The sequence below is a fragment of the Paraburkholderia sp. Ac-20340 genome, from assembly GCF_017104965.1.
Taxonomy (GTDB): Bacteria; Pseudomonadota; Gammaproteobacteria; order Burkholderiales; family Burkholderiaceae; genus Paraburkholderia.
Window position 1 is genome coordinate 55,996 of the sequence record NZ_JAAGPR010000017.1, and the last position, 26,174, is coordinate 82,169.

At 61.3% G+C, this 26,174-nt stretch carries 19 protein-coding genes; 9 read left to right on the forward strand and 10 right to left on the reverse strand.

Annotated features, from left to right (window positions below; genetic code table 11):
• Positions 1-60: 60 nt before the first annotated feature.
• From G3N59_RS20815 to G3N59_RS20835, 5 genes are all read right to left on the reverse strand, one after another.
• Positions 61-645, reverse strand: coding sequence for a hypothetical protein (locus tag G3N59_RS20815; protein WP_205984514.1), 585 nt, complete (start codon positions 643-645; stop codon positions 61-63).
• A gap of 143 nt (positions 646-788) precedes the next feature.
• Positions 789-2,177 (reverse strand): sensor histidine kinase, encoded by a 1,389-nt coding sequence (locus tag G3N59_RS20820; protein WP_205984515.1) that lies wholly within the window; start codon positions 2,175-2,177, stop codon positions 789-791.
• Between the two features lie 22 nt (positions 2,178-2,199).
• A complete protein-coding gene (locus tag G3N59_RS20825; protein ID WP_205984516.1) occupies positions 2,200-2,877 on the reverse strand; it encodes a response regulator transcription factor in 678 nt (225 codons plus the stop codon).
• A gap of 32 nt (positions 2,878-2,909) precedes the next feature.
• Complete coding sequence (locus G3N59_RS20830; RefSeq protein ID WP_205984517.1) at positions 2,910-4,205, reverse strand: MFS transporter; 1,296 nt, start codon at positions 4,203-4,205, stop codon at positions 2,910-2,912.
• A gap of 125 nt (positions 4,206-4,330) precedes the next feature.
• The gene (locus G3N59_RS20835) at positions 4,331-5,404 is read right to left on the reverse strand and encodes an ABC transporter substrate-binding protein (protein WP_205984518.1); all 1,074 of its coding nucleotides are present in this window, start codon (positions 5,402-5,404) and stop codon (positions 4,331-4,333) included.
• Between the two features lie 694 nt (positions 5,405-6,098).
• Here G3N59_RS20835 and G3N59_RS20840 point away from each other — a divergent pair.
• The 6 genes from G3N59_RS20840 (at position 6,099) to G3N59_RS20865 (ending at position 17,555) form a co-directional block, all read left to right on the forward strand.
• The gene (locus tag G3N59_RS20840; RefSeq protein ID WP_205984519.1) at positions 6,099-7,211 is read left to right on the forward strand and encodes a glycosyltransferase family 4 protein; all 1,113 of its coding nucleotides are present in this window, start codon (positions 6,099-6,101) and stop codon (positions 7,209-7,211) included.
• 40 nt (positions 7,212-7,251) lie between these two features.
• Entirely contained in the window at positions 7,252-9,201 is a 1,950-nt protein-coding gene (locus tag G3N59_RS20845) for a tetratricopeptide repeat protein (protein ID WP_205984520.1), read from the forward strand.
• Positions 9,202-9,551: 350 nt separating this feature from the next.
• Positions 9,552-11,684 (forward strand): type I secretion system permease/ATPase, encoded by a 2,133-nt coding sequence (locus G3N59_RS20850; RefSeq protein ID WP_205984521.1) that lies wholly within the window; start codon positions 9,552-9,554, stop codon positions 11,682-11,684.
• 2 nt (positions 11,685-11,686) lie between these two features.
• Positions 11,687-13,108, forward strand: a complete 1,422-nt coding sequence (locus G3N59_RS20855) for an HlyD family type I secretion periplasmic adaptor subunit (protein ID WP_205984522.1) — start codon at positions 11,687-11,689, stop codon at positions 13,106-13,108.
• Entirely contained in the window at positions 13,098-14,534 is a 1,437-nt protein-coding gene (locus G3N59_RS20860; RefSeq protein ID WP_346777910.1) for a TolC family protein, read from the forward strand. The genes G3N59_RS20855 and G3N59_RS20860 overlap by 11 nt, the downstream gene beginning before the upstream one ends.
• A 153-nt stretch (positions 14,535-14,687) precedes the next feature.
• On the forward strand, positions 14,688-17,555 hold the full coding sequence (locus G3N59_RS20865) for a hypothetical protein (protein ID WP_205984523.1): 2,868 nt from the start codon (positions 14,688-14,690) through the stop codon (positions 17,553-17,555).
• A 129-nt stretch (positions 17,556-17,684) separates the two neighbouring features.
• Here the strand turns inward: G3N59_RS20865 and G3N59_RS20870 are convergent, their stop codons facing one another.
• Positions 17,685-18,461 (reverse strand): hypothetical protein, encoded by a 777-nt coding sequence (locus G3N59_RS20870; protein WP_205984524.1) that lies wholly within the window; start codon positions 18,459-18,461, stop codon positions 17,685-17,687.
• Between the two features lie 200 nt (positions 18,462-18,661).
• On the opposite strand from G3N59_RS20870, the gene G3N59_RS20875 reads away from it, so the two are divergent.
• Positions 18,662-19,885, forward strand: coding sequence for a tetratricopeptide repeat protein (locus G3N59_RS20875; protein WP_205984525.1), 1,224 nt, complete (start codon positions 18,662-18,664; stop codon positions 19,883-19,885).
• On the opposite strand, the gene G3N59_RS20880 is transcribed toward G3N59_RS20875, so the two are convergent.
• The 4 genes from G3N59_RS20880 to G3N59_RS20895 are packed head-to-tail and all read right to left on the reverse strand — an operon-like array spanning position 19,843 to position 24,619.
• Positions 19,843-20,778: a flagellin N-methylase gene (locus G3N59_RS20880; protein WP_205984526.1), complete on the reverse strand. Its 936-nt coding sequence runs from the start codon at positions 20,776-20,778 to the stop codon at positions 19,843-19,845. The two genes, G3N59_RS20875 and G3N59_RS20880, sit on opposite strands and share 43 nt — an antisense overlap.
• Positions 20,772-21,575 (reverse strand): MetQ/NlpA family lipoprotein, encoded by an 804-nt coding sequence (locus G3N59_RS20885; RefSeq protein ID WP_205984527.1) that lies wholly within the window; start codon positions 21,573-21,575, stop codon positions 20,772-20,774. The genes G3N59_RS20880 and G3N59_RS20885 overlap by 7 nt, the downstream gene beginning before the upstream one ends.
• On the reverse strand, positions 21,572-22,627 hold the full coding sequence (locus G3N59_RS20890) for a formylglycine-generating enzyme family protein (RefSeq protein ID WP_205984528.1): 1,056 nt from the start codon (positions 22,625-22,627) through the stop codon (positions 21,572-21,574). The genes G3N59_RS20885 and G3N59_RS20890 overlap by 4 nt, the downstream gene beginning before the upstream one ends.
• A gap of 9 nt (positions 22,628-22,636) precedes the next feature.
• Positions 22,637-24,619 (reverse strand): arylsulfatase, encoded by a 1,983-nt coding sequence (locus tag G3N59_RS20895; RefSeq protein ID WP_205984529.1) that lies wholly within the window; start codon positions 24,617-24,619, stop codon positions 22,637-22,639.
• A 170-nt stretch (positions 24,620-24,789) separates the two neighbouring features.
• On the opposite strand from G3N59_RS20895, the gene G3N59_RS20900 reads away from it, so the two are divergent.
• Entirely contained in the window at positions 24,790-25,569 is a 780-nt protein-coding gene (locus tag G3N59_RS20900; protein WP_205984530.1) for a DeoR/GlpR family DNA-binding transcription regulator, read from the forward strand.
• Positions 25,566-25,940: a helix-turn-helix domain-containing protein gene (locus G3N59_RS20905; protein ID WP_205984531.1), complete on the forward strand. Its 375-nt coding sequence runs from the start codon at positions 25,566-25,568 to the stop codon at positions 25,938-25,940. Before G3N59_RS20900 ends, G3N59_RS20905 begins: the two co-directional genes overlap by 4 nt.
• Positions 25,941-26,174: the final 234 nt, after the last annotated feature.

Sequence of the window (26,174 nt, forward strand, 5' to 3'; positions counted from 1 at the left end):
GACCTCATCGCGCCGCTGGCGGCGGCGCGTCTGTGAAGTCAGTCGAAAGTCAGTGGATCGTCAAACCGAAGTGTCGATGAACAGCCCGCTCGAACTGGAGGCGCCTTGCGCCTGCAGATTGCCCGCAAGCGTCGCGAGGAATTGCTGAAGATCCGGCGCGGAATCTTCGAGCGGATCGTCCGACTGCACGCCCAGCGTATCGAGCAGATTCTGGTAATTCGACGCCAGCGCGCTATTCGATGTCGACGACGACTGCGCCAGCCCCGACACCGCCGAAGCCAGATCACACGTATAGCTCACGGAAGCCGTGCCGCTTTGCTGCGCAGCCGCCTGAAACAGCGAGCCGAGAAACTGCTGGAGCGCGGCGATCGTATCGGCCGAGCTGGACGAGCCGTCGCTTGCGGTGTCGTCGCTGACCACGCTGATATCGCCGTCCGTGGTCGTGCCGAGCGAGTTCAGCGCGGCGGCGATGGCCTGCGCGAGCGGATCGGGGCCCGAATCGCTGGAAAGATCGGCGGAATTATCGTCGGATGACGACAGGGCGTTGCTCGACGTCACGCCATCGTCGGCGTTGGGCGTCGAGGTCCAGAGCGCGTAGAACGAAGGGGAATTGCCGGTCGAAGTCGCGGCGATGCTGATTGTCATGGAATGCCCCCGTGGCATGAACGGATCGATGATTATTGGCGCCATCGTATGCCGTTCGTCCGCGCCCGGGGCGGGTTTGTAAGTGGCGGAAAGGCAAGCCGCCATTCAAGGCACGCAAGCCACTCAAGCCGCGCAAGCGTGATTCAGGCTCCCGCCTGCCGTCCCGCGAATTCCACCACCGCCACGGTCCCGCGCCCTTGCGCGCCGTGTTCGAGCTTGACCTCGGCGCCGTGCGCGCGCGCGATCTCGCGCACGATTGCCAGACCCAGACCGCTGCCCGGCAAGGTCGAGGCGCGGAAGAACGGCTCGAACACCTTGTCGCGCAAGGGTTCGGCGATGCCCGCGCCTTCGTCGGCGACCGTCAGCAGGTGCGTGTGCGCGCCCGCCGTGAGCGTCACCGCGACCGTGCCGCCCGCAGGCGAATAGCGGATCGCGTTATCGACGAGATTGAACACCAGCACCGAAAGCAGTTGCTCGTTGCCCATGACTTCGGCGTTGGGCGCAAGCGTCGCCACCAGTTCGACGCGCCGCCGCTGCGCGAGCAGCGCCAGTTGCTCGATCACGCCGGTCGCCACCGCGCGCATATCCACGGGTGCGCCTTCGAACTGGGTGTAATCGGCCGATTCGGCCTGCGCGAGCGTCAGCAACTGGTTGGTCAGGCCAACCAGCGAGCGGTTGCTCTGGTGCATCGCCGTGAGCGTTTCGTGCAGGCGTTCGGGGTCCTGCTGGCGGCGCGCGTATTGCAACTGCGTGCCGAGCAGCGTGAGCGGCGTGCGCAACTGATGCGCGGCATCGGCGATAAAGCGGCGCTGCATGGCGGTCTGCTTTTCGATCAGATCGAGGCAGGCGTTGAATGCGCTCACGATCGGGCGCAGTTCCGTGCGCAGCGGCTCGACGTCGATGCGCACCGAGGCCATGCGCGACGACGTGCGCACGCGCTGCGGCAGCCCGCGCGCAAGGCGCGTGAGCGGGCGCAATTCCAGCGTGAGCCCGACGCACACCAGCACCACCGCCACCGTGACGATGCCCGCGAAATAGAACATCTGCGGCCGCCAGAGCGCGCCCGCCATGGCGTCGCGCTCGCTGAGCGTGCGCCCGACCGAAACGATCACGCGGCGCGTCGTGCCCGCGTCGTACATCGGCCGGATCAGCGAAACGGCGCGGATGGGCGTGCCGTTGACGGCGGCGTCGTACCACTGCGGCGACGTTTCGGGCACGTGCTGCGGAAAATCCGAAGTACCGGCGATGATCGGCCCGCCGATTTCCTGCACGCGGAAGAACACCTGATCGCGGTGCGGCGTGCGCAGGATTTCGATGGCGCTCGGCGAGATCGAGGCGCTCAGCGCATTGCCTTCCCAGCCGATGTCGCCGGCCATCACGCGCGCGGCGGAAAGCAGCGCATCGTCCTGCAGAAGATTGGCCGTGCGCCACGCGTTGCCGCGCGTAATCAGTCCGGCGGCCGCGATGAACACCGTCATCGGCAGCAGGAGCCAGAGCAGAAGGCGCACGCGCAGGCTGTTGGTGGGCCTCATCGGCTAGGGGGCTGCGGGGGTGTTATTCGTCCGCTTCGGCATCTTCGAGCAGATAGCCGAGGCCGCGCAGCGTGATGATCGTCGCCGTGCTTTTTTCGAGTTTCTTGCGCAGGCGCGAGACGTAGATTTCGATCGCGTCCTCGCTGGTGGGCGCGTCGGCGTCGCTCACCGATTCGGCGAGCGTGGCCTTGGAGACGGTCTTTTTCGCGCGCAGGATCAGCGTTTCCAGCACAGTATGTTCGCGCGGCGTGAGCGTGAGCGCTTCGTCGCCCAGATAGAAGCGGCGGCTGTCCATGTCGTACAGCAGATTGCCGCAGCGGATGCGGTTCGAGCGCGACGGCGCCTGGCGGCGCGCCAGTACCTTGACGCGCGCTACCAGCTCGCGCGCGTCGAAGGGCTTGACGATGTAGTCGTCGGCGCCTGCGCCCAGGCACACCACTTTTTCGTCGATCGCGCCTGTGGCCGTGAGGATCAGCACGGGGGTGGCGTCGCCGCGCCCGCGCATGCGGCGCAGCAGCGCCTTGCCCGACATGCGCGGCAGATTCAGATCGAGCAGGACCACGTCGTAGGTCGAGGCGCGCAGGGCATCTTCGGCGGCCTCGCCGTCACCGACGTGATCCAGCATGAAGCCGTCGTCGCTCAGCGTGCGCACGAGCCAGTGCGCGAGTTCTTCGTTGTCTTCGACGAGCAGCAGTCTCATGCGTGTTTGCGTAGGTTTGGAACGGACGGCGCTCAGGCCGTCTTGTACTGCTGGCGCGTGGCCTTCGAGCGGTACAGGAACAGCGTGGCGACCAGACCGCAGACAGCGGCGACGCTCATCCATGCGCCCGGTGCGGCCTTGTCGCCCGTCATGTGGATCAGCCACGTGGAGATGGCCGGCGTGAAACCGCCAACCAGCGTGGCGAGACTATAGGCCATCGAGAAGCCCGTGGTGCGCACATGCACCGGCATCAGCTCGGTCAGGGCGACGACCATCGCACCGTTGTACCACGCATAGAGCGTCGACAGCCACAGCTCGACCACCAGCAGCGTCGCGAACGACGGCGCCGCCACGAGCCACTGCATCGCCGGGTAGGCGGTCAGCACGGTCAGCACGGTGCAGGCGATCAGCACGGGCGCACGGCCGATGCGGTCCGACACGGCGCCGGCGATCGGCAGCCAGATGAAGTTCGACACGCCCACGCACACCGTCACCAGCAGCGCATCGTACGACGAGAGCTTGAGCACGACCTTGCCGAAGGTCGGCGTGTAGGCGGTGATCAGGTAGAACGACGTCGTCGTCATGATGACGAGACCCATGCCGGCCAGCACGATGCCGTAGTTGGCGATAATCGCACGGGTGATTTCGCCCAGGCTCGGATGATGACGGCGAGCCTGGAATTCATCGGTTTCGCGCAGCGTGCGGCGAATGTAGAACAGGAAGGGCACGATCATGCAGCCGATCACGAACGGCACGCGCCAGCCCCAGCTCGTCATTTCCTGAGCGGGCACGAGGCTGTTGAGCACCACGCCCAGCGCCGCTGCGAACACCACGGCCACCTGCTGGCTGCCCGACTGCCAGGAGCAGTAGAAGCCGCGATTGCCCTTGGTGGAGATTTCGGCGAGATACACCGACACGCCGCCCAGTTCCGCGCCTGCCGAGAAACCCTGCAGCAGACGGCCGACCAGCACGAGCGCCGGTGCAAGCAGACCGATGCTCGCGTAGCCCGGCACGAAGGCCACGCACATGGTACCCACCGCCATCAGCGACAGCGACATGATGAGACCCTTGCGGCGGCCGTGGCGGTCCATATAGGCGCCGAGCACGATCGCGCCGAGCGGGCGCATCAGGAAACCCGCGCCGAACACGGAGAACGCCAGCATCAGCGAGACGAACTCGTTGCCGGCCGGAAAGTACGCGGCAGCGATGGCGGCGGCGTAATAGCCGTACACCATGAAGTCGTACATTTCGAGGAAGTTGCCGCTGACCGCGCGGAACACCGTGCGCGCTTTCGATTCGCCCGGTGCGGCGTTGATGGCAGTAGACATGTTGGACATCCTTTGATGAGAGACGAGCAGACCCGCAGCGGTTCGATAAACCGCCGTGACGCTGCCCGTGGGGCTGCATTCGACGCTAATAACTGTGTTGTTGTGCTGGATGCTGGAGGCGCACGCTAGGGCGCGCCCTTGGGCGCGTCGGATTGCGCGCCGGTGACAAAGCGGTTGGTGTACGTTTTCGACAGATCGACGTGACGCGGCGTGAGTCCCGAGCCCGCTGCGATCAGCACGCGCTGGACGGTCTGCGGCGCGCCGGGCGGCATCAGGCCGTCGCGGGAGAACGCAGGCTGCATCGAGGCGAGCGCCTGCACGTAGCCCGCGCGGTCGCTGCCCGTGAGTTCGGCCGGCAGGGTATCGGCGATTTCCTGCGCGGAGTGCGTATCGAGGTAGTGCAGCGCGCGCACGAGCGCGTGCGCCAGTTGTGCGGTTTCATGCGGATGCGTTTCGACCCAGCTTTGACGCATGTAGAGGCAAGCGCCCGCGTAAGGGCCGCCCAGCCAGCGCTGCGTGCCTTCGACGCTGCGCATGTCGGCGACCATCTGCGCTGCGCCGCTTGTCAGCAGGCGCGTGGCGGTGGGTTCCTCGACCATGCCCGCGTCGATGCTGCCCTGTTCGAGCGCTTCGATAAAGCGGGTGTCGGAGGCGAGCGGCACGATGGTGTAGTCGCCCGGCGCGACGCCCGCGCCCGCCGCCAGATAGCGCGTGACCACCCAGGTCGAGGCGCCGAAGCCCGTGACGCCCAGACGTTTGCCCTTCGCATCGCGCATCGAACCCGAGCGCGCCATGGCGAGGCCGCCTTCGGCGCGCGTGGAGGCCAGTTCGGCCAACCCGGCGGCGCGCTGGAACACGACGACCGAAAGCACGTCCTGGCCACGGCTTTGCAGATCGAGCGTGTGGTCGTAGAAGCCCACCGCGCCTTCGATGGCGCCGGCGATCAGTTCCGTGGACGTGTCGATGCCCGCCGGGCCCGAGACCACCTGGACGTCGAGACCTTCGTCGCGGAAATAGCCCAGACGCGCGGCCAGCACGGCCGGGAGGTACACGATCTTGGAGACGCCGCCCATCATCAGCCGGATTGGTGCGGCTGGCCCTGCCTCGGCATAGGCCGGCGCGCCGATGCCCGCTGCCGCCGCGCCAAGCGCGATGCAGAGCAACAGGGCGCGACCGGAATGCTGGGCGCGAAAGGGCATGGGGGCGTGTCTCCTTATGGTTGACGGCGCTACGGCGGGCCTTGGCGGGCTGCCGGTAGTCTGGATTGGTCGCCAGTATAAGAAAGAGAGCCCTTCTGGTTGCTTTCTGTCGTGAAGGGATTTTGTCGGTATTTACCCGGCTGGTGGGAATGTGGCGAAGTGCCACGGGGTGCTGAATCTTTCAATTAAGTTTCAATTGTCTTTCGCGTGTGTTTCAGTCATTTCGATATTAGGGATCGATTAGAATTCTGTTCCTTCGGCAGTTGACGGCGCGAATCGCCGCTGACGAGCGCACATACGCTGCGTGAAAAAGCGCGCTATGCAGAACGTCGTACTGCCGAGATCGTTCGCGAACTGATCAGGACTACTGTGCGTAGAAAACGGAGATTGGCAATCGTCGCGCGGTAGGCAATACATGTTGCTACGCGCGGAAATTACTGGCGCGAGTCAGGCATCAACGCCAACAGATCGACGCATCATTGACCTGCACCAAGCGTTCGTGATTTTCCTCTAGGGTCGACTCAATCGTGGTCAGTTTGGCAATTTCTCGATACAGGAAATCCGCTATTCTGCGGGCCCTTTGTTCGCGTTGTATTCGCTCGAACTTTCCTGTTGCGCCCTCCTCACGCGCGAACCGAATATGGACAGACCGCATGAGTGGTAACGATCCATTCTGGAATTTATCTGGACCTCGATGAAACTGGCCTTTCTGGAACCCATGCCTTGGGCGTACGACACGGTAACGCCTTTGTACCGCCCGTTGGGAGGTTCCCAATCGGCCTTATGCTATCTGGCCGCAGAATTGGTCAGGCAGGGGCACGAAGTTTCGATTCTCAACGAGGTCAGCGAACCCGGGCTGGACGCAAACGGCGTACATATTCTCCCGCGCGCGCAAGCCACGTCGGATAGCGCTCTGATGAAGCGCTTCGATGTCATCGTTGTGTCAAACCTCGCCATCGGGGAAATGCTGCGTAACGCCCTGGGTTTCCGTGTTCCGCTTGTGCTGTGGACGGGACATGCACCCGACCAGGGCGCGGTTGAATCATTGTCCAGACTCGAGGAGCGAGAGGCCTGGCATGGCTATGCGTTTGTCAGCAATTGGCAGGCGAGTGCTTATCAAAGGGCATTTTCAATTCCCTCTGACAAGATTCAGGTGCTTCACAATGGCATTGCGCCAGCCTTTGCCTCCACGCCCCTTTGCGAACCCTGGTTTGTACAGGGACGCGATCCGGTGCTTGCCTATACCAGCACACCCTTCCGGGGGCTTACCTGGCTTCTCGACGCCTTTCCCGCAATCCGCGAAGCATTTCCCAACGCGCGGCTGCGGGTCTTCTCCAGTATGGCGGTCTACAACTTGCCCGCAAGTCAGGACGATTACGGTCGCATCTATGAACGCTGCGACCGTATGGACCAGGTCGAGTACGTTGGTTCGGTTTCTCAATCTCAGTTGCCGATTGAGATGGCGCAATGTGCTGGACTTGCCTATCCGTCCGTTTTTCCGGAAACGTTTTGCATTTCCGCGGCAGAAGCCTTGGCAATCGGGGCGAGTCTGCTCACGACCCGTTGCGGCGCGCTACCTTCCCTATTCGGCGAGTACGGAGAATTTATTGACCTGTCGTCTGACCTGAATGGCTTTGAGTCGAGATATGGCGACCTGGTTATCGAAAGCCTCAGGAAGGATCTTGCCGCCCCCGAACTGCGGCAGAAAAGACGGCAGGCGAATGCCGACGCAGTACGTCAACGCTTTTCGTGGCCGTCTCTTGCCCGATCATGGATTGAATGGCTTCATGGCCTGCTTGAAAACTAAAGTCGATTGCGAGCCAATATTTTCAAAAGTAAATTAAATAGTGATCGAAAACGAACAGGTTGCGCAGGACGCTTCGCAAAAGCAATACGTGCTCGACGTACTGTATTTTCACGGCGTGGAGCTAAGTCAACAGGGTCGCGTTGCTGAGGCGCTTTCCTTCTATAGTCATGCTCTGGAAAGCGCTGCCGACGAGCCAGCCCTCGCTTATCTGTTAGGACGTCAAGCGCAGGCGTTTAACTCTCTCGGCTGCCTGGATGAAGCGCTCGAATGTGCCCAGCGCGCCCTGCGCCTCGATCCTTCCCAGATTACTGCTCAATGCCCCGTGGCATACGTGCTTTTACTTAAAGGGCGCTTCGAAGAGTGCATCGAATTCTGCGATCACGCACTGGCGTATCACCCCGAACGCGCCGAGCTATTGCACAACCGCACGGCCGCGCTTGGTGGACTGCGGCGAATTGAAGAAGCGCTGGCTACCAGTAATCGCATTCTGTGCGTCAACCCCAACGACGTTCGCGCACTCAGAAATAGCGCGGTCATGCTGGATCGACTTGGCCGATATGCGGAGTCGGTCGACTATTATCGGCGTGCTGCATCTCTCGATTCTTCCGAGCCTTGGTTATTGGGCTTGCTGCTCAACGCACAATTGAGATTATTCGACTGGAACGGATTAGATAGCCTGGTTAGCCATATTGAGCATGCGCTGCTCGAAGGCAAGCCAGTCGTTGAACCGTTCCTCTTTCTGCCTGTCTGCCATGACCCTCAACAGCAACTTGATGCTGCCCGGATTTACGCCGCCGAAATCGGTCTAACGGCCCGGGATAGACAGGATTTCCAGCCAACGGGCGAATTGCGTGATCGTATTCGTGTCGGTTATTTTTCGTCGGATTTTCGTACCCATCCGGTGATGGACTTGCTGGCCGAGGTCTTTGAACTGCACGACAGAGCGCGATTTGAAATTCACGCGTTCTCGTCCCTCGACGATCCTCATGATCCCGCTCAGGAGCGGGCCCGCGCGGCTTTCGATCACTTTCATAATGTCGAGAAGATGTTGCCCGGCGATGTAGTCGCATTGGCGCGACGAGTGAACCTGGACATCGCGGTTGATTTGAACGGTCACACGCAAGGTGCGCAACCTGTAGCGCTCGCAACCCGGTTGGCTCCCGTACAGATTGCTTATCTTGGCTATCCGGGCAGTTCGGGCGCGGACTTTATCGACTACATCATTGCCGATCCGGTCGTTATTCCGCCTGAAACCAGACGTTTTTATTCCGAAAAGAGCCTATGTTTGCCAGGCTCCTTTCAACCCAATGATCGAAAGCGCCAGCGAGCCGGTTTGCCAAAGGCTCGCGCAGACTATGGTTTGCCGGAGCATGGGTTTGTATTCTGCTGCTTTAATGCACCGGGAAAGCTGCAACCCGCACTCTTTGATCGATGGATCCGCATTCTTAAAGCCGTCGACGATAGTGTGCTGTGGGTGTATTGCAGCAGCGAGGATAGCGCGCGCGACAACCTTCGCCGGGAAGCGATGATTCGTGGGCTGGACCCCGTGCGAATTATTTTTGCCGAACGCTTGCCCCTGCAGCAGCACCTGGCGCGACATCGATGCGCCGATCTGTTTCTCGATACGTTTCCTTTCAATGCCGGCGCAACGGCCAGTTACGCGCTTTGGTGCGGACTCCCTGTACTCACCGTTTCTGGGCATGCTTTTGCGAGCCGCTATGGTGCCAGCCTGCTAACGGCAGTTGGGTTGCCGGAACTCATTTCGCCGAATCTTGACGCCTACGAGGCTATGGCGATCGAACTCGGCCGATCGCCGCATAACCTTGACGTATTCAAACGCAAGCTGGATGTGGCCAGAGAACAGTCTGTCCTGTTTGATACGCCGCGCTACGTGCGTAACCTTGAAACCGCTTACGAAACGGTGTGGCAACGCTATTGCGACGGCCTTTCGCCAGATCACATCGAGATCGAAGCTGAACAGATTTTCTAGCGGCACCTGCGTGACCACAACCGCCGCAAAACATGCCGTTCACGCAATATCGGGCGAAATCCCGAATGCGAGTGGCGGCATCACCGATGCCTCGTGATACGACCGTCGCGTCGATCGAACGCATTCTGTCGGACCTTAATTTCAAATTGCTGTCATTGAGCTTTCCGAATTCATTCGATGTGTGCGTGGAATATTGACGTTAACTAACAAATATTAAAAGTTCACGACAAGTCAGGTTTTCTGCATATTTCGATATTAGACCTCAATTAGGATTCTGTTCGCTGCTATCAATCCCGCTGATTTTGATTCGATCGGGAACCTGTATCGTCGTATTCAAATTCACCTGTTGAATGACAAGTAATTCGCATACCGAAGTAAAAGTAATCGATGATCCCGGCCTTGCTGCATTGGTAACCATCGCCCGCTTTCACAACATCGCTGCCGACGCGGCGCAACTCAGGCATGCCGCTGCAACAGGAACCGGCCAGTTCACCGACAAGGACCTGGTACTCTCTGCACGCAGCCTGGGGTTAAAAGCACGCATCGTTACCTTGCGAGTAGACACGCTGGCTAGCACGCCCCTGCCCGCACTCGTACTCGATCGCGATAACCGTCACTTCATTCTCGCGAAGACCGATGGCAAGACCGCGCTCGTTCTGGAGCCCGGCGCCGCAGCACCCACGGTCAAGCCGCTCGAAGAAATCGCCGCCCGCAGCACCGGCCAGATGCTGCTGTTCGCCTCGCGCGCATCGCTGGCGGGCGAACTCGCGCGCTTCGACTTCTCGTGGTTCATCCCGGCCATCGTGCGTTATCGCAGACTGCTGCTCGAAGTGCTGGGCGTGTCGCTCGTATTGCAACTCTTCGGCCTGGTCTCGCCGCTGATGTTCCAGGTCGTCATGGACAAGGTGCTGGTGAACCGTACCTATTCGACGCTCAACGTCGTGTGCATGACGCTGCTGGTCGCCTCGCTATTTGAGGTTCTGCTCACCGGCCTGCGCAACTATGTATTTGCGCACACAACCAATCGTATCGATGTCGAACTCGGCGCGCGGCTGTTCCGGCATCTGGTGGCGCTGCCGCTGGGTTACTTCGGCGCGCGTCGTGTGGGCGACACGGTGGCGCGCGTGCGCGAACTGGAAAATATCCGCAATTTCCTCACCGGTCAGGCACTCACCGCGATTATCGACCTCGCGTTTTCATTCGTGTTCCTCGCGGTCATGTTCGTCTACAGCGTGTGGCTGACGCTGCTCGTGGTGGCTTCGCTGCCTGTGTATGTCGCGGTTTCCGCGCTGATGGTGCCTGCGTTCCGCGTGCGTCTGAACGAGAAGTTCGCGCGCGGCGCCGATAACCAGTCGTTTCTCGTCGAGTCGGTTTCCGGCGTCGAAACCGTGAAAGCGATGGCGGTCGAACCGCAGTTTATCCGTCGCTGGGAATCGCAACTTGCGGCTTATGTGAGTGCGGGTTTTCGCGTGAACCAGCTCGGCAATATTGGCCAGCAACTCATTCAGCTTGTCGGCAAGCTGGTGACGTTGGGGACGCTTTTTATCGGCGCGCGGCTCGTGATCGACGGACGACTTTCGGTTGGCGAACTGGTGGCGTTCAACATGATGTCGCAGCGCGTGAGCGCGCCGGTGCTGCGCCTCGCGCAACTCTGGCAGGACTTCCAGCAGACCGGCATTTCGATGCAGCGTCTGGGCGATATCCTCAACACGCGCACCGAAATTCCGCAGACACGCCAGGCGCAGCCACCGATCCGCGGCGATGTCGCATTCGAGAATATCCGCTTTCGCTATCGCCCGGATGGCCCGCTCGTTGTCGATGGTGTGTCGATCGATATTCGCGCGGGGCAGGTGATTGGCATTGTCGGGCGCTCGGGCTCCGGTAAAAGCACGCTCACGAAACTGCTGCAACGTCTCTATGTTCCCGAGCAGGGCACGGTGCGCATCGACGGCCAGGATCTGGCGCTGGCCGATCCCGCGTGGCTGCGCCGGCAGGTCGGCGTGGTGCTGCAGGAGAACCTGCTGTTTAACCGCAGCGTGCGCGAGAACATCGCACTGACCGATCCAGGCGTGCCACTCGAAGCCGTGATTCAGGCCGCCAGACTCGCAGGCGCGCATGAATTCATTTGCGAATTGCCCGAAGCTTACGACACCGTCGTGGGCGAACACGGCAGCAATCTTTCAGGCGGCCAGCGCCAGCGTCTCGCGATTGCGCGCGCGCTGCTGACCAACCCGCGCATTCTTATTTTCGACGAAGCGACAAGCGCGCTCGACTTCGAAACCGAACGCGTTATCCGCGAGAACATGAAGGCAATCTGTGCGGGGCGTACCGTGGTGATCATTGCGCACCGGCTCACTGCCGTGCGTCACGCGGACCAGATTATCGCCATGGATCACGGCAAGGTCGTCGAGCAGGGCAGCCACGATGCGCTGCTCGCCCACGGCGGCTATTACGCGCACCTCGTTTCCCTGCAGGACGGCTGAGCATGCAATCGATGAAATTTCAGGCGTTCTCCGATCTGGTGCGACGCTACTCGACGATATGGCGCGAAGTCTGGCATATCCGCGCGCAACTGGAACGCCCGGCACGCGACGCCGAACAACTCGCGTTTCTACCCGCTGAACTCGAACTCGTTGAAACGCCCGTGCATCCTGCGCCACGCTGGACGATGCGCGTGCTTGTCGCGCTTACGGTGATTGCGCTGCTGATCGGCGTGATCGGGCGGCTCGATATCGTGGTGACGGCGAGCGGCCAGTTCATTCCAGATGCACGTGTGAAAACGATCCAGCCTGCAATGACTGGTGTCGTGCGCGAGATCCGCGTGCGCGACGGCCAGCGCGTGGCAGCAGGCGATCTGCTGATGAAACTCGACACGACCCAGGCCGCCGCCGATGCCGACAAGGCTCATATGTCACGACTCGATGCGGAACTCGCAGCCGCACGCGCGAATGCATTGCTCGCTGCGCAACGCGACAGCAAACCGCCCGTCGTAGCGAAAATCGACGACGCGCCCGACGCACGCATGCAGGACGCGCAACGTCACGCCGAAGGCGCGTGGTTCGAATATCGTGATCAATACGCGGGCGAACAGGCCGAACTTGCGAAACGCCAGGCGCAACTCGACAGCACGCGAGCCGAGATCGCCAAGCTCGTGGCGACCGCGCCGCTCGCGCGCCAGCAGGCCGATGCGTACCGCGCACTCGTCGCCGATAAATACGTCGCCCGTAACGACTATCTCGACAAGGAGCAGCAGGCGCTCGACAAGCAGAACGAACTCGCCGCGCAGCGCAGCCACGCGAACGAACTGGCGGCTGCGATCACCCAGCAGCGCGCCGAAGTCGAGGCCACGGCATCGAAGTTCCGTCGCGACCAGCTCGACGAACTGGAAAAGGCCACGCAGCTCGCCACGCAGAATCGCGACGATGAAACCAAGGCGCAGACGCGTCAGGCCTTGATGAGTCTCACGGCGCCGGTCGCGGGCACCGTGCAGCAGCTTGCGGCGCATACGCTTGGCGGTGTGGTGACGACCGCGCAGTCGCTGATGGAAATCGTGCCCGACGATTCGCTCGAAGTCGAAGCGCGGCTGCAAAACCGCGATATCGGTTTCGTGCAGGCGGGCCAGCGCGCTGCGGTAAAAATCGAGGCGTTTCCGTATACACGTTATGGATTCCTGAACGGTACGATCACGCAGGTTTCGAATGACGCCGTGCAGGATAAAAAGCTCGGGCTGACGTTCCCGGTGCGCATCCGCCTGGAGACGAACCGCATTCATATCGATAACCGCTGGATTACGTTGACACCTGGTATGGCGGTGACGGCCGATATCCGCACCGGCAAACGCAGTGTGATCGGTTACTTCATCGATCCGCTGTTGCAGACGACGCGGGAGAGCATGCGTGAACGTTAAAACCATCTCACTGCTCGCGATCATCGCCACATGGGGCATGAATGCCCACGCGTCCGGCGCGTTTGGCGCGCTTGACGTATTGCGCGCGGAACAGAATATCTCCGCGACTGCCGCTGGCAGCATCGTGCCGGTGTGCGAATTCGATCGTGCACCGAGCCGCCCGTTGCCGCTTGCCGAAGCCGTCGAACGCACGCTATGCAATAACCCGAAGACACGCGCGGCGTGGGCCGCGGTCAAGGCGCAGGCTGCCGGCGTGGGCGTTGCGCGCGCCGCGTATCTGCCGACGATCTCCGCGAACCTGCAGGGCGTGCGCGAGAACTCGGTGACGAACGTCGATAACCATCCGATGTTAAGCACCGATATCGCATCGACGGTGCATGCGGAAAGCGTGAGCCTGAACTGGCTGCTGTACGACTTCGGCGGGCGCGAAGCGGCGCTGAAAAACGCGAATGCACTGCTCGAAGCCGCACGTGCAACACAGGATGCCACTTTGCAGAGTTTTTTCGCGCAAACTGCTAAGGATTACTACGCGTCGAAAACGGCAATCGGCAGTCTGCAGGCCGCGCAGGACGTCGAGCTTATGACACGCCAGAGCATGACCGCGGCGCAAGCGCGCGCCGACAAAGGCGTGGCGCCGATCACCGATGCGCTGCAGGCGCAGACACAGCACGAGCAGGCCGTCTTCAGTCTGACGAAAGCGCAAAGCGATGCGCAGACGGCGCTGGGCACGCTCGCAGCCGATATGAACCTCGATCCGTCCATGCCGCTGGAGTTGCCTGCGGTGACGGACAACGTGCAGACGGGGAAGGACTTCAGCGAACCGGTCGCGGCAATGATCCGCGATGTGCAGCTTTCGCATCCGAGCGTGAGAGCCGCGCAGGCGCAGTACGAAGCGGCGATGGCGAAGGTTACGCAGACACGTGCGCAGGGCTTGCCATCGATCAGTCTGGTTGCGAAGTACAGCCGTAATAACGAGCCGCAGAGCATGGGCGTGGGCGAGCCGACGTTTCCGTCGACAGGGCATGACGCGTATATCGGCGTGCAGTTGAGCATTCCGCTGTTCGAGGGCTTCGGGCGGCATTACCAGGTGGATCAGGCAAAGGCGCAGGCCGAGCGGCAGGAGTATGCGCTGGAGGATGCGAAGCGCCAGGTCGGGCTGGATGTATGGAGCAGTTACCAGACGCTGACGGGTGCTACGCAGAACGCGCAGAACAGCGCGAATCTGCTGGCGATTGCGCAGCGTTCGTGGGATGCGGCGAAGCATCGTTATGACGCTGGAGTCGGGAACATTCTTGAGTTGATGAACACGCAGGCCGCGCTGGCGAATGCGAAGCAGCGGCGCGTGCAGGCGCTCGCGGATTGGGATAACGCGAGAGTGGACCTGGCCGCGAAGCTGGGGAGGTTGGGGCGGGGGGATCTGGAGTGAAGCAGAAGTGGCCTAAGTTGATTGACATTGATTTGGAGCCAACTGCTTCAATGCGCGGTTTCGGAGGCCTTTGACGTTGTGATGCGGTCTCCGTTGGGTCGAATCCGGGTAGTTGATTCGGCAAATTTGTCTTCATTTAATATAGGAATTCTAATGAGTACCTCTGTATATGATGTCACGCAACCTAACGTCGCTCTCAGCATCGATAACGCGACATTCGATGTATTCAACGGGGCATCGCTGAGCGTTACCGGTTCGTCGAATATGGTGACGCTGGAAAACGGTTCGCAAGGCGCGTCGGTCAACGGCAATAACAACCAGATCTCCGCGGCTGGAATCAATGGGGTTGGCGTGTCCGAGACTGGCACGGGTAATTCGGAGACCGTTGGAGGCGAGGGAGCATCGGCCACGGAATGGGGCGATGGTAATACGATCACAATAGGTGCGAACGGTTTTGTGTCGTCGAATGGCACGAACGCAAAGATCTACGCGACCCAAGGTGGTGACTACATTAACGTGGCCGAAACTGGCGGAATGCTCTATGCAAATAACGACGAAATCCACCTGTGGAAGGGGACGACGACGCTAAACGGAAACGGGAACACCATCTCGGCTACTTCGGTCGCAAACTGGAATCCGATCCTCGATCTGAACGGATCGAACAACTCGGTGACGATGAATACCGGCGGCACGTTTGAAGTGGTGACGGCAACCGGAACGGTGACGGACAGCAATAGCGGCGGAGTGGTGCTGACGGGAAGCGTGGTGCCGGGCAGTGCGTCGTTGTCGGGCGGAGTGCTGACGATCCAGCTCGGCAACGGCAACGTTGCGCTGGTGTCCGGCGTGAGTTCGGGCTCGCAGATCGAATATATCGATGCAGCAGGCAAGGCGACGTGGACGACGCTGACCGATTCGAACATCAAAGTCGTGGGTGATATGTATGAAGTAACCGCTGGCGTGAGCGCCACGATGAGCAATGCGTCATTCGATGTATTCAGCGGGGCATCGCTGAGCGTTACCGGTTCGTCGAATATGGTGATGCTGGAAAATGGTTCGCAAGGCGCGTCGGTCAACGGCAATAACAACCAGATCTCCGCAGGTGGAACCAATGGGGCTCGCGTGTCCGAGACTGGCACCGGTAATTCGGAGACCGTTGGAGGGGAGGGAGCATCGGCCACGGAATGGGGCGATGGTAATACGATCACGATAGGCGCGAACGGTGCTGTGTCGTCGAATGGCACGAACGCAAAGATCTACGCGACCCAAGGTGGTGACTACATTAACGTGGCCGAAACGGGCGCAAGGCTCTATGCAAATAACGACGAAATCCACCTGTGGAAGGGGACGACGACGCTAAGCGGAAGCGGAAACACTATTTCGGCCACTTCGGTCGCAAACTGGAATCCGATCCTCAATCTGAACGGATCGAACAACTCGGTGACGATGAATACCGACGGCACGTTTGAAGTGGTGACGGCAACCGGAACGGTGACGGACAGCAACAGCGGCGGAGTGGTGCTGACGGGAAGCGTGGTGCCGGGCAGTGCGGCCTTGTCGAGCGGTGTGCTGACGATCCAGCTCGGCAACGGCAACGTTGCGCTGGTGTCCGGCGTGAGTTCGGGCTCGCAGATCGAATATATCGATGCAGCAGGCAAGGCGACGTGGACGACGCTGACCGATTCGAACATCAAAGTCGTGGGTGATATGTATGAAGTAACCGCTGGCGTGAGCGCCACGATGAGCAATGCGTCATTCGATGTATTCAGCGGGGCATCGCTGAGCGTTACCGGTTCGTCGAATATGGTGATGCTGGAAAATGGTTCGCAAGGCGCGTCGGTCAACGGCAATAACAACCAGATCTCCGCAGGTGGAACCAATGGGGCTCGCGTGTCCGAGACTGGCACCGGTAATTCGGAGACCGTTGGAGGGGAGGGAGCATCGGCCACGGAATGGGGCGATGGTAATACGATCACGATAGGCGCGAACGGTGCTGTGTCGTCGAATGGCACGAACGCAAAGATCTACGCGACCCAAGGTGGTGACTACATTAACGTGGCCGAAACGGGCGCAAGGCTCTATGCAAATAACGACGAAATCCACCTGTGGAAGGGGACGACGACGCTAAGCGGAAGCGGAAACACTATTTCGGCCACTTCGGTCGCAAACTGGAATCCGATCCTCAATCTGAACGGATCGAACAACTCGGTGACGATGAATACCGACGGCACGTTTGAAGTGGTGACGGCAACCGGAACGGTGACGGACAGCAACAGCGGCGGAGTGGTGCTGACGGGAAGCGTGGTGCCGGGCAGTGCGGCCTTGTCGAGCGGTGTGCTGACGATCCAGCTCGGCAACGGCAACGTTGCGCTGGTGTCCGGCGTAAGTTCGGGCTCGCAGATCGAATACGATCAGGATGCTGGCTCGCTTACCTGGAATGTGATGGATACCGGCATCACGCCGTATCAAGGCACGTCTGCGTACACGGCTTCCGGCAGCGTAAGCGTGACAATGAGCAATTCGACTTTCAATGTCCTGAGTGGCGCTTCGCTGACGCTTTCTGGCACATCGGACATTATTGATGCCAACAACGCCTCGGTATCGTTGAACGGTGCTTCGTCGCAAGTTAACGGCAATAGCAACAGCATCAAGCTGGGCGCCGGTGGCAATACGCTGAATCTTGCTGGTATCAATAACTCGATTTCGTTCGACGCCAACGCTGGCGCCCAGACCATTCAAAACGCGTCTGGCGTCATGCTCACAGAGTCGGCCAATGGACAGATCTATTGGGATCAACCTGCGAGCTTGAGCGTGAAAAACGGCATGGCCACATTGGGGTTTGCCAATGGCAATACCGTCTCCATCTCCAACGTGCGGTCCAGTGTAGATGGCACGAGTCTTCAGGTTACCCAGCTTGTATCAGCGATGGCGTCATATGCTGGCAGCGACGGTGCCGTCACGTCGTCAGGCGCCACGCAGGTGCGGACGGATATGTCGCCGCTTCTCGCGTCGTCTTATCACTGATTGATTCTGTTGACGGTCCCTTGAATACATAGAAGGGTGCTAGTCCTGACCGAAGGGGAAACCCTTCGGTCATTTGATGTCGTTGTTGTTAGCGCCAGGTTTGTCTGGTGGCGACCGGAAACGGGCCAGCTAGTCAAAAAGTGCCTGCTCGGCGATCGAGCGAATGTCCGAGGTATATTCGTAAGTACCCAGGTGTGAAGTCTTGACCCACGGACAGCCGAAGATTTCCCCTCCAATATCTCGCCATCTTTTGCAGAAGGAAATGTCCTCACCCAGCGTGACGCCATCCGGCAAGGTTATTTCATTGAAGAGCGCAGAGAGACGGGCGATGCCGGGGAAATACGGCGCTTCGAGCGGGCTGACCGGTTCCATAAGTTCAGGATAGGCGTCGATCATCTTTGTGAACACGCCGCGGCGAATCAGCATCAGCCCAGTCCCTCCTGCTGCGATTGGCAGCGGTTCGTCAACCTTAACCGTGTAGTTGCCCGGTAACGGATTAAAGGTTCCAAAAGTGGCCGTAAGCAGTGGCAACGTCCCGGGTGTCAAATCAGGATTATTCTTTACGGCTTTGATAACGAGTTCCCAGTTTATTGTCTTTCTGGAGTAAAGCGCGACCATGATGTCGTGATCGTATTCCAGCATTTTCATTACGTCGGGTGCCTTGAAGACGATATCCGAATCGACGAACAATAAATGTGTGGCGGATTGATCTAGCAGGAAGTGATTGAATAACAGGTTGCGAGCTTTGGCGATGCGGCTGATATTCTTCGACCAGTTGAAGGAAAACTCATGCCCTGCTCGAAGAAGCTTGCCTTGCAAATCCAGCAGCGAGTTAGTGTATGAGCCGTAGCACTGATCGTTATAGACTGGCGACGCGACGTGTACGTGAATTGATTTTTCGGTCATATAGGATTTAACTGTTATTTGCACTCGATTCGCAGATTTATTTGCGCAATATTATTGCGCAACAAAAGAGACCGCAAATTCAAGCTATGTTTTTTTGAGGATAATCAAGTTTTTTACTCGGCGAGGATACGGTTGTCCGCAACCAGGCTTTCTGAAGCCCCGGTCTCGCGATGTACGACCTTTGTTCTCAGGAACTCATCGTGACGCTTCTATACAACCTTGGCGTTGCGCTGCAGGCGGACGATCAGTTGCAGCAAGCGGCTGACGTCTATCGGCTCGCCATATCCGTGGACGCCACACATTCCGAGGCGAGAAACAACCTGAGCGCGTGTCTTAACGCGCTTGGAAATCTAGACGAGGCAATCGCCGTTCTGCGCGAAGCAATCGAGCTTGACCCGCACAATCACGCAGCGCGCAGCAATCTCGGACACTCTTTGCTTGCTGCCGGAAATTTCACTGAAGGATGGCGGTATTGCGAAGACCGCTGGGCGGCTTATCAAATAGCGAACGGCCCGGTCGCGATTAAACCTGCGGATTTGCCGATACCGCGTTGGCTGGGTGAAGCCTTCAAAGGGAAAAAACGTCTGCTGGTACTGAGCGAACAAGGCCTCGGCGACATGCTGCAATTTTGCCGCTACCTTCCGATGACACTCGCGCGTTTCAGTCATGTCAGCTTCGTGTGCCCGCGGCCGTTGCGTCGTCTATTGAACGATTCACTCAGCGCGGATAACCCGAATCTCGAACTTCTCGACGAAACGCCAACTAATCTGCAGCATTGGGACTATTACGCCCCGATGCTGTCATTGCCGCTGGCTTTCAATACGCAACGGGACACGATTCCGGCGACCGTGCCGTACTTGCACGCGCACCCGCAACTCGCGCATCAATGGGCAACACGCATGCGCGCGCAACATTCCAATGGACGGCCGTGTATCGGGCTGGTCTGGGCGGGCGGTCATTCGGGAACCGTCCTCGATCGGCGGCGCAGTCTTGACGCCGCTGCGATAGCGCCTCTATTGAACTGGCCACACGCCCAATGGTTGAGTCTCCAGAAGCCTGAAAGCGCACAAAAGCAGCTCCCGCACGCGCGATTCCCCCAAGTGATCGACTGGATGGACGAAGTGGACGACTTCGCCGATACCGCCGCCCTCATCGCAGGATTGGATCTCGTGATTTCTGTCGATACGTCGGTCGCGCATCTGGCCGCGGCCATGGGCAAGCGTGTCTGGTTGCTGAACCGTTATGCCGGTTGCTGGCGATGGTTGCGCAATCGCGAAGACAGTCCGTGGTATCCCGGCATGCGGATTTTTACGCAGCGTACGCGTGGCGACTGGACGGACGTGCTGGCACGTGTGCTGGAGGCGCTGCAACGCGAATATTTTCATCCGCCAAGCCAGCCTTCCACCTCACGCGCGAAGTCCTGATCCTGTGACATCGCCGCGGCCGGCAAACGCGCCAATTCGTCGAATGCCCGCGCATGCGCCAGCGCGAAACCGCGCAATTCCTGCGTAAACGCGCGTTCATCGGAGCGTCGCCGGGCGAGTGCCGCGGCGACGCTCGACTCGATCAACCGACGCTGCTCGCCGATCACATCGACGCAAGCCTGACGACACGCGCCCGAAACCCGCGCCACAGCCAGCAACGCAGGCACCGGCGCGATAGTCAGACGTGCGCCGGGCGCAAGCGCCAGCAAAGCACCCGGCGAAGCAAGCAGCGCCGCGGCCACAGCGTCACGCCACAATTTGCGCTCGAAAATCAGCGCCGCGCGTTCGCGTTCGATCGCACGAGTGTCGATCACGCGCGCTCCATCGATCAAGGGCGTCGCCTCTACTTGCAACCCTTCGCGAATGCAATCGGCGCCAAGCGCACGCACGCTTTCGCGTCGCGCGCCCAGCGTCACCGCCTGCCATCGGTCGGGGACAAGCGGATCGAGCGGCACCGCTTCGCAGCGCCCGGGCTTGCCCGTTTCATGCAAGGTGCAGCGGCCATCGTGCGCGAGCGCCGGACAGCGCGCGGCAGACGGATAATCGTAGCCTTGCAGCGTGATCGAAATCCAGCCCGCGTCACGCGCGCCCAGGCGATGAAACAGCGCATCGGCGAGCGCATCGTGTTCCGCCACGTCCTGCGCATCGAGCACGCGCGCCACGCCTTGTGCGACCAGACGCTCGCCCACGCGGCGGCGCGCGACGCGCTCGATCGCAAGACTGCCGATAAACACCGAGCGCCGAGCGAACCACTCGCGCAGCGTTAGCGCAGGCGGGCTGTCACAGCATTTGCCGCAGGCGTTGCAGGCGAGCGACCAGGCGCGCGCTACCATGGCCGCCGCACGGAATCGTCGTAGCGCGTGAGGATGAAATGCGCGACATCGTCGGAGTGATACGCGGCGATCAGCGTACTGACCCAGCGCGCCGAACGATCGGCGTCGCGCACGGCGAGCACATCGGCGTAAGGCGAGCGGGCGTCCTCGTAGCTGATGCTGTCGCGCGCCGGAAAGAGGCCCGCGCGCGCCGCATCTTCGCTTGCGATGGCGACGAGATCCGCGGAATCGAGCGCCTTGAAAAGCCGCTCGCGCGGCACGGCGACGATCTTCAGATGCAGCCGGTTTCCGGTGATATCGCGCGTCGTGGCGTGCAGCCCGGCGCTGTCGCGAAACGTCACGAGCGTATCGTTTTGCAGCAGCACGAGCGCGCGCGACGTGCCCGGCGCATCGGCGGGAATCGCAATGGTCGCACCCGGGCGCAACTGCGCGAGGCTGCGCAATCGGCGCGAATACAGCGCCATCGGCAAGTTGACGGTGGGCGCCACGCTGGTGAGCGCGTAGCCGTGCGCGGCGCAGGTCTGCTCGAGGCGCTTGGCGTCCTCGAAACTGGCGACGTCGATGCGGCCAGCCGCAAGCGCCGCGTCGATGCGTGCGGCGTCGTCGAACACCACGACGTCGAGCGGCAGGCCGCGCGCGGCCGCCACGCGTTTGACCTCGTTCATGATTTGCGCGTGCGTGCCCGGCGTCACGCCTACACGAATCGTTGTGGGCGCAACCGAAGTGGCGACATCCGCGTGAGCCAGCGCCGATGTAAAAGAACATATCGCCGCCAACAAGGCGAAAACGCGCCTCATGCCGGGTCCCTCGCCACGGTGCGAAAGCCAATATGCGAAGCCGCAAGATCCGCTTCCTGCTGTTCGCGCGACGAAGCGCGATAGCGCACGCAGTAATCGCGCGAGCACAGGAATGAGCCGCCTTTGATGACCATCGCGGTGTCGTGTCGGCGCGAAGCCGGCGCGACGGCGGCGGTATCGCCGTTCGTGTGCGATTGATGCGGGCCGCTGTAGACGTCCCTGGTCCACTCCCACGCGTTGCCGATCATGTCGTACAGGCGGAAGTCGTTGGCCGCGTAGCAGCCCACGGGCGCGAGTCCGGCGTGGCCGTCTTCGGCGGTGTTCAGCACGGGAAACACGCCTTGCCAGTAGTTCGCGGCGGGCTTGCCGCCCGCGTCCACGGGCGCGGCGTCGAGGCTCGCGTCGTTGTGGCCGGCTTTGCCCGCATATTCCCATTCGGCTTCGGTCGGCAGATCGCGGCCCAGCCAGCGCGCGTAGGCGAGCGCGTCGTGCAGCGTGACGAGCGTGACCGGCAGATTGCCCTTGCCATCGACATTGCTGGCCGGTCCTTGCGGATGCCGCCACGACGCGCCGTCGACCCACGACCACCACGCCAGATCGCGCGCGTTCATTTCCTCGCGCGTGGGTTCGTGAAAGACCGCCGCGCCGTGCTGCTTTTCGGCTTCCGTCACGTAACCTGTGGCGGCGACGAAGGTCGCGAACTGCGCGATCGTGACGTCATGCTGATCGATCCAGAAGCCCGCGACGCGCGTGGTGCCGCCGCCGCTGTCCGGGCGTTCGTCCGGATAACCGCGCGTGCTTCCGAACACGAAGGCGCCGCCGTGCAGATGCACCATGCCCGCTTTCGGATCGTCGCGCCAGCGCGCGGGCAGGCCGCTATAGCGTTCGCATTGCCGCTCGCTGCCGAGCGAGGCGAGCGGGCGGCCCTGGTTGAGCGTGTCGAATGCCGCACCCGGCGCGCTGCGCGCGCTCGCCTGCGATTCGTACGTCATGGCGAAGGCCGCCGCAAAAATCGCGGCGCCGAACGCCGTGCCGGTGAGCCAGAAGCGCATCGCCGGTCCTCAGTAATAGCCGTGCGGCTGCAGCGGTTCGACGCCGCCCACGCTCGTCATGTAGTCGTTCCATTGCTGGATGAGCGACTGGATCACGGACGGGTTTTGCGTCGACACATCGTTGACTTCGCCGCGATCGGACGCGATGTCATAGAGCTGCCAGTGACCGTCGGCGGGCCCGAGCGGCGGTTCGGTCCAGAGCGCTTTCCAGCGGCCGTCGGCGCTGCGCAGATAGGCGCGGCCATAGGATTCGTCGCCGAATGCGGCCGTGTGGACTTCGGCCGTGCTGGTGCCTTCGAGCAGCGGCAGCAGCGATTTGCCCGTCACCGGATACACATAGCGATTGTTGTAGACCACCTTGCCCTTGTTCTGATCGACGCCGGTGAGCGCGTTGATCAGCGCGGGTGCGGGCGTCGAAGGCGGCGTGACGCCCGCGACATCGAGGAAGGTCGCCGTGTCGTCGGTGACGTGCGTGAACACGCGCAGCGTCGCCGCCTGCGTGGTCTGTCCCGGCAGATGCGCGATGGTCGGCACGGACACGCCGCCTTCGGCCGAATAGCCCTTGGTGTAGCGGAACGGCGCGGCGCTCACTTCGGCCCAGCGCAGGCCGTATTGCAGACGTTGTGCGCTCTGTTTGCCGTTGTCGGTGCCGAGCGCGGTGTAGGTCGGGTCCTGCGAATTGGCGGTGTCGGTGGCGGTGGGATCGGCGCCCGAATCGATCGGCCAGCCTTCCGCGCCGTTATCCGACTGGAACATGATGAAGGTGTTGTCGTATTCGCCGATGTCCTTCAGGTGTTGAATCAGGAGTCCGATGTTGTAATCCAGGTTCTCCACCATGCCTGCGTAGATTTCCATGTAGCGCGCCTGAGCCTTGCGTTCGGCAGGCGAGAGGCTGGCCCAGAGCTTGTCGACGTTGCCCTGGCCGTAATCGACGTAGCCGTCCGATGCCGGATGCACCGCGCTGATGTATTTCGCGCTGGCCGTGCCGTTGTTCGCCGTCGCGGCCGATCGCGTGAGCGTTTCGGCAAGACCCGGGTTCGGCTGGAAATCGGCGGGAATCAGACCGAGCGCTTTTTGCCGCGCGATGCGCGCGTTGCGGATCGCGTCGTAGCCGGCATCGTAGACGCCCGTGTATTTGTGCAGCCAAGGGTCCGGCACCTGCAGCGGCCAGTGCGGCGAGGTATAGGCCGCGTAGGCGAAGAAGGGTTTGCCGTCGCCCTTGTGCGAGTCGATATACGCAATCAGCTTCTGCGTATAGAAGTTGGTCGAGTAGAACACCGCGGGATTGCCGCCCGTGCCGCCGGGCTGGCCCGGTTGTCCGGGCTGCACGTACTGGCCGTCTTCGGTGTAGTTCTGCGAGCCCGCGAGTTCGTGCGCGAAGTGATTCGTAGCCGCGCCGCCGAGCAGCGCGTAGCTGTGTTCGAAGCCCCATTGATCCGGCGTCTGGCCGCTGCCCGACGTGCTGCCCACGATGCCCGAGCCCAGATGCCACTTGCCCGCCATGTAGGTGTGATAGCCCGCGTCCTTGAGCAGTTGCGCTACCGAAAGCGCGCGATCGTTCAGATAGCCCTCGTAGCCGGGCAGACCTTTGCGCTCATCGGTGGGCACGCCCATCGTGCCTTCGCCCACGAGATGGTGATCGGTGCCCGAAATCAGCATCGAACGCGTGATCGCGCAGACCGTGCCCGCATGGTGATTCGTCAGAATGCGGCCCGACGCGACCAGCGCGTCGAGATTGGGCGTGTTGATTTCGCCGCCGAACGCATGGATATCCGAGTAGCCGAGATCGTCGGCCATGATGTAGAGGATGTTGGGCTGCTTGTGCGTCGAGGCGGCGGCGCTCGCCTGCGAGGTGACGGAATCGGAGCCGCCGCATGCGCCGAGTGCGAGCGCGCCCGCGACGGCTGCTGCGGCAAGGCGTAAATGTGGAAGCGTGCGTGGGGTGGGGCGAACAGCTTTGGCGAGCTGCTGAAGGGCGGCCGGGTATCTCATCGTCGTTGTTCTAGTGCTTTTGTTTGTTGGAGCGGCGATCTTAGCGGCGCGCGCGTAAGCCCCAAAGTCGGATTCGTCAGTTGCTTTGCGGGGGTTCTGATATAGCGGGCAACGTCGCGCGCGCGAGCCTTTACAATAGGCGGCCACCACCACAAACCATCGACGAGACCATGACCCGAGACCCCCGCCTCACCCTCAACGCGCGCCAGCAGGAGCTGCTCGAATGGGTGCAGCGTGACGGCTTCGTGACCGTCGACGATCTCGCCGCGCACTTCGACGTGACGCCGCAGACCATCCGCCGCGACGTCAACTGGCTCTCCGACATGAATCTGCTGCGCCGCTATCACGGCGGCGCAAGCCTGCCCACCAGCGCCGAAAACGTCTCGTACAGCGCGCGCCAGCAGATGTTCCACGACGAGAAGCGCCGCATCGGCGCGCTCGCGGCTTCGCATATTCCCGATCAGGCATCGCTGTTCATCAACCTCGGCACCACCACCGAGGAAGTTGCGCGCGCGCTCAATCGCCATCGCGGCCTGCGCGTCATCACGAACAATCTGAACGTCGCGAGCATGATGAGCGGCTATCCCGAATGCGAAGTGCTGATCACCGGCGGCATCGTGCGGCCCTGGGACAAAGGCATCGTGGGCGAGTTGACGATCGATTTCATCCGGCAATTCAAGGTGGATTACGCGATCATCGGCACCTCGGCGATTGAAACCGATGGCACGTTGCGCGACTTCGACACGCGCGAAGTGCGCGTGGCCGAGGCGATCATCCAGCATGCGCGCACCGTCTATCTCGTCACCGATCATTCGAAATTCGGCCGGCCCGCGCTGGTTCGCCAGGGGCATCTGAACCAGATCCACGCGCTGTTTACCGACAAACCGCTGCCCGCCGATATGGACGAAACCATCGCCCAGGCCGGCACGGCGGTGTACGTCGCGCAATGAAGCAGAGCGCAACCGGTTGCTCGATCGAAGAGGCCATGCGGCTGCTCGGCGGGCGCTGGCGTCTGCTGCTGGTTTCGTATCTGCTCGACGGTCCGAAGCGCTTTAACGATCTGCGCCGCGACATGCCCGGCATCTCGCAGCGCATGCTCACGCTCGACCTGCGCGCGCTCGAAGACGCCGGGCTGGTGCTGCGCACTGTCTACCCGGAAGTCCCGCCGAAAGTCGAATATCGACTGACCGAAGACGGCACGCGCCTGCTGCCGGTCGTCGAAGTCATGCGCGAATTCGGTCTCTGGCTCAAAGCGCGCCCCAGCTTCCTCACGCCGATGCATGAGTCTGCAATCGAGCCCGCCGATTTCCCCGCCGAGTAAGCGTCCGCGCCCGCCGACGGCGAACGAACATTCAGCGAACGTTCAAGCGAACCTCAAAACGAACATCGTACGAATCGAATTCGAACATTTTTCATGTTCGTTTCCGTTTCTAACAGCGAGCTAACGACGCGCTTCGTTCGCGCGGTAGCGGGTTCGTTTGATGCTATCCCCCGGGAAAACCCCAGTTTTTCTGCGCTATTTCCCCCAATTTTCTGATTTCTTCACACTTTCCCC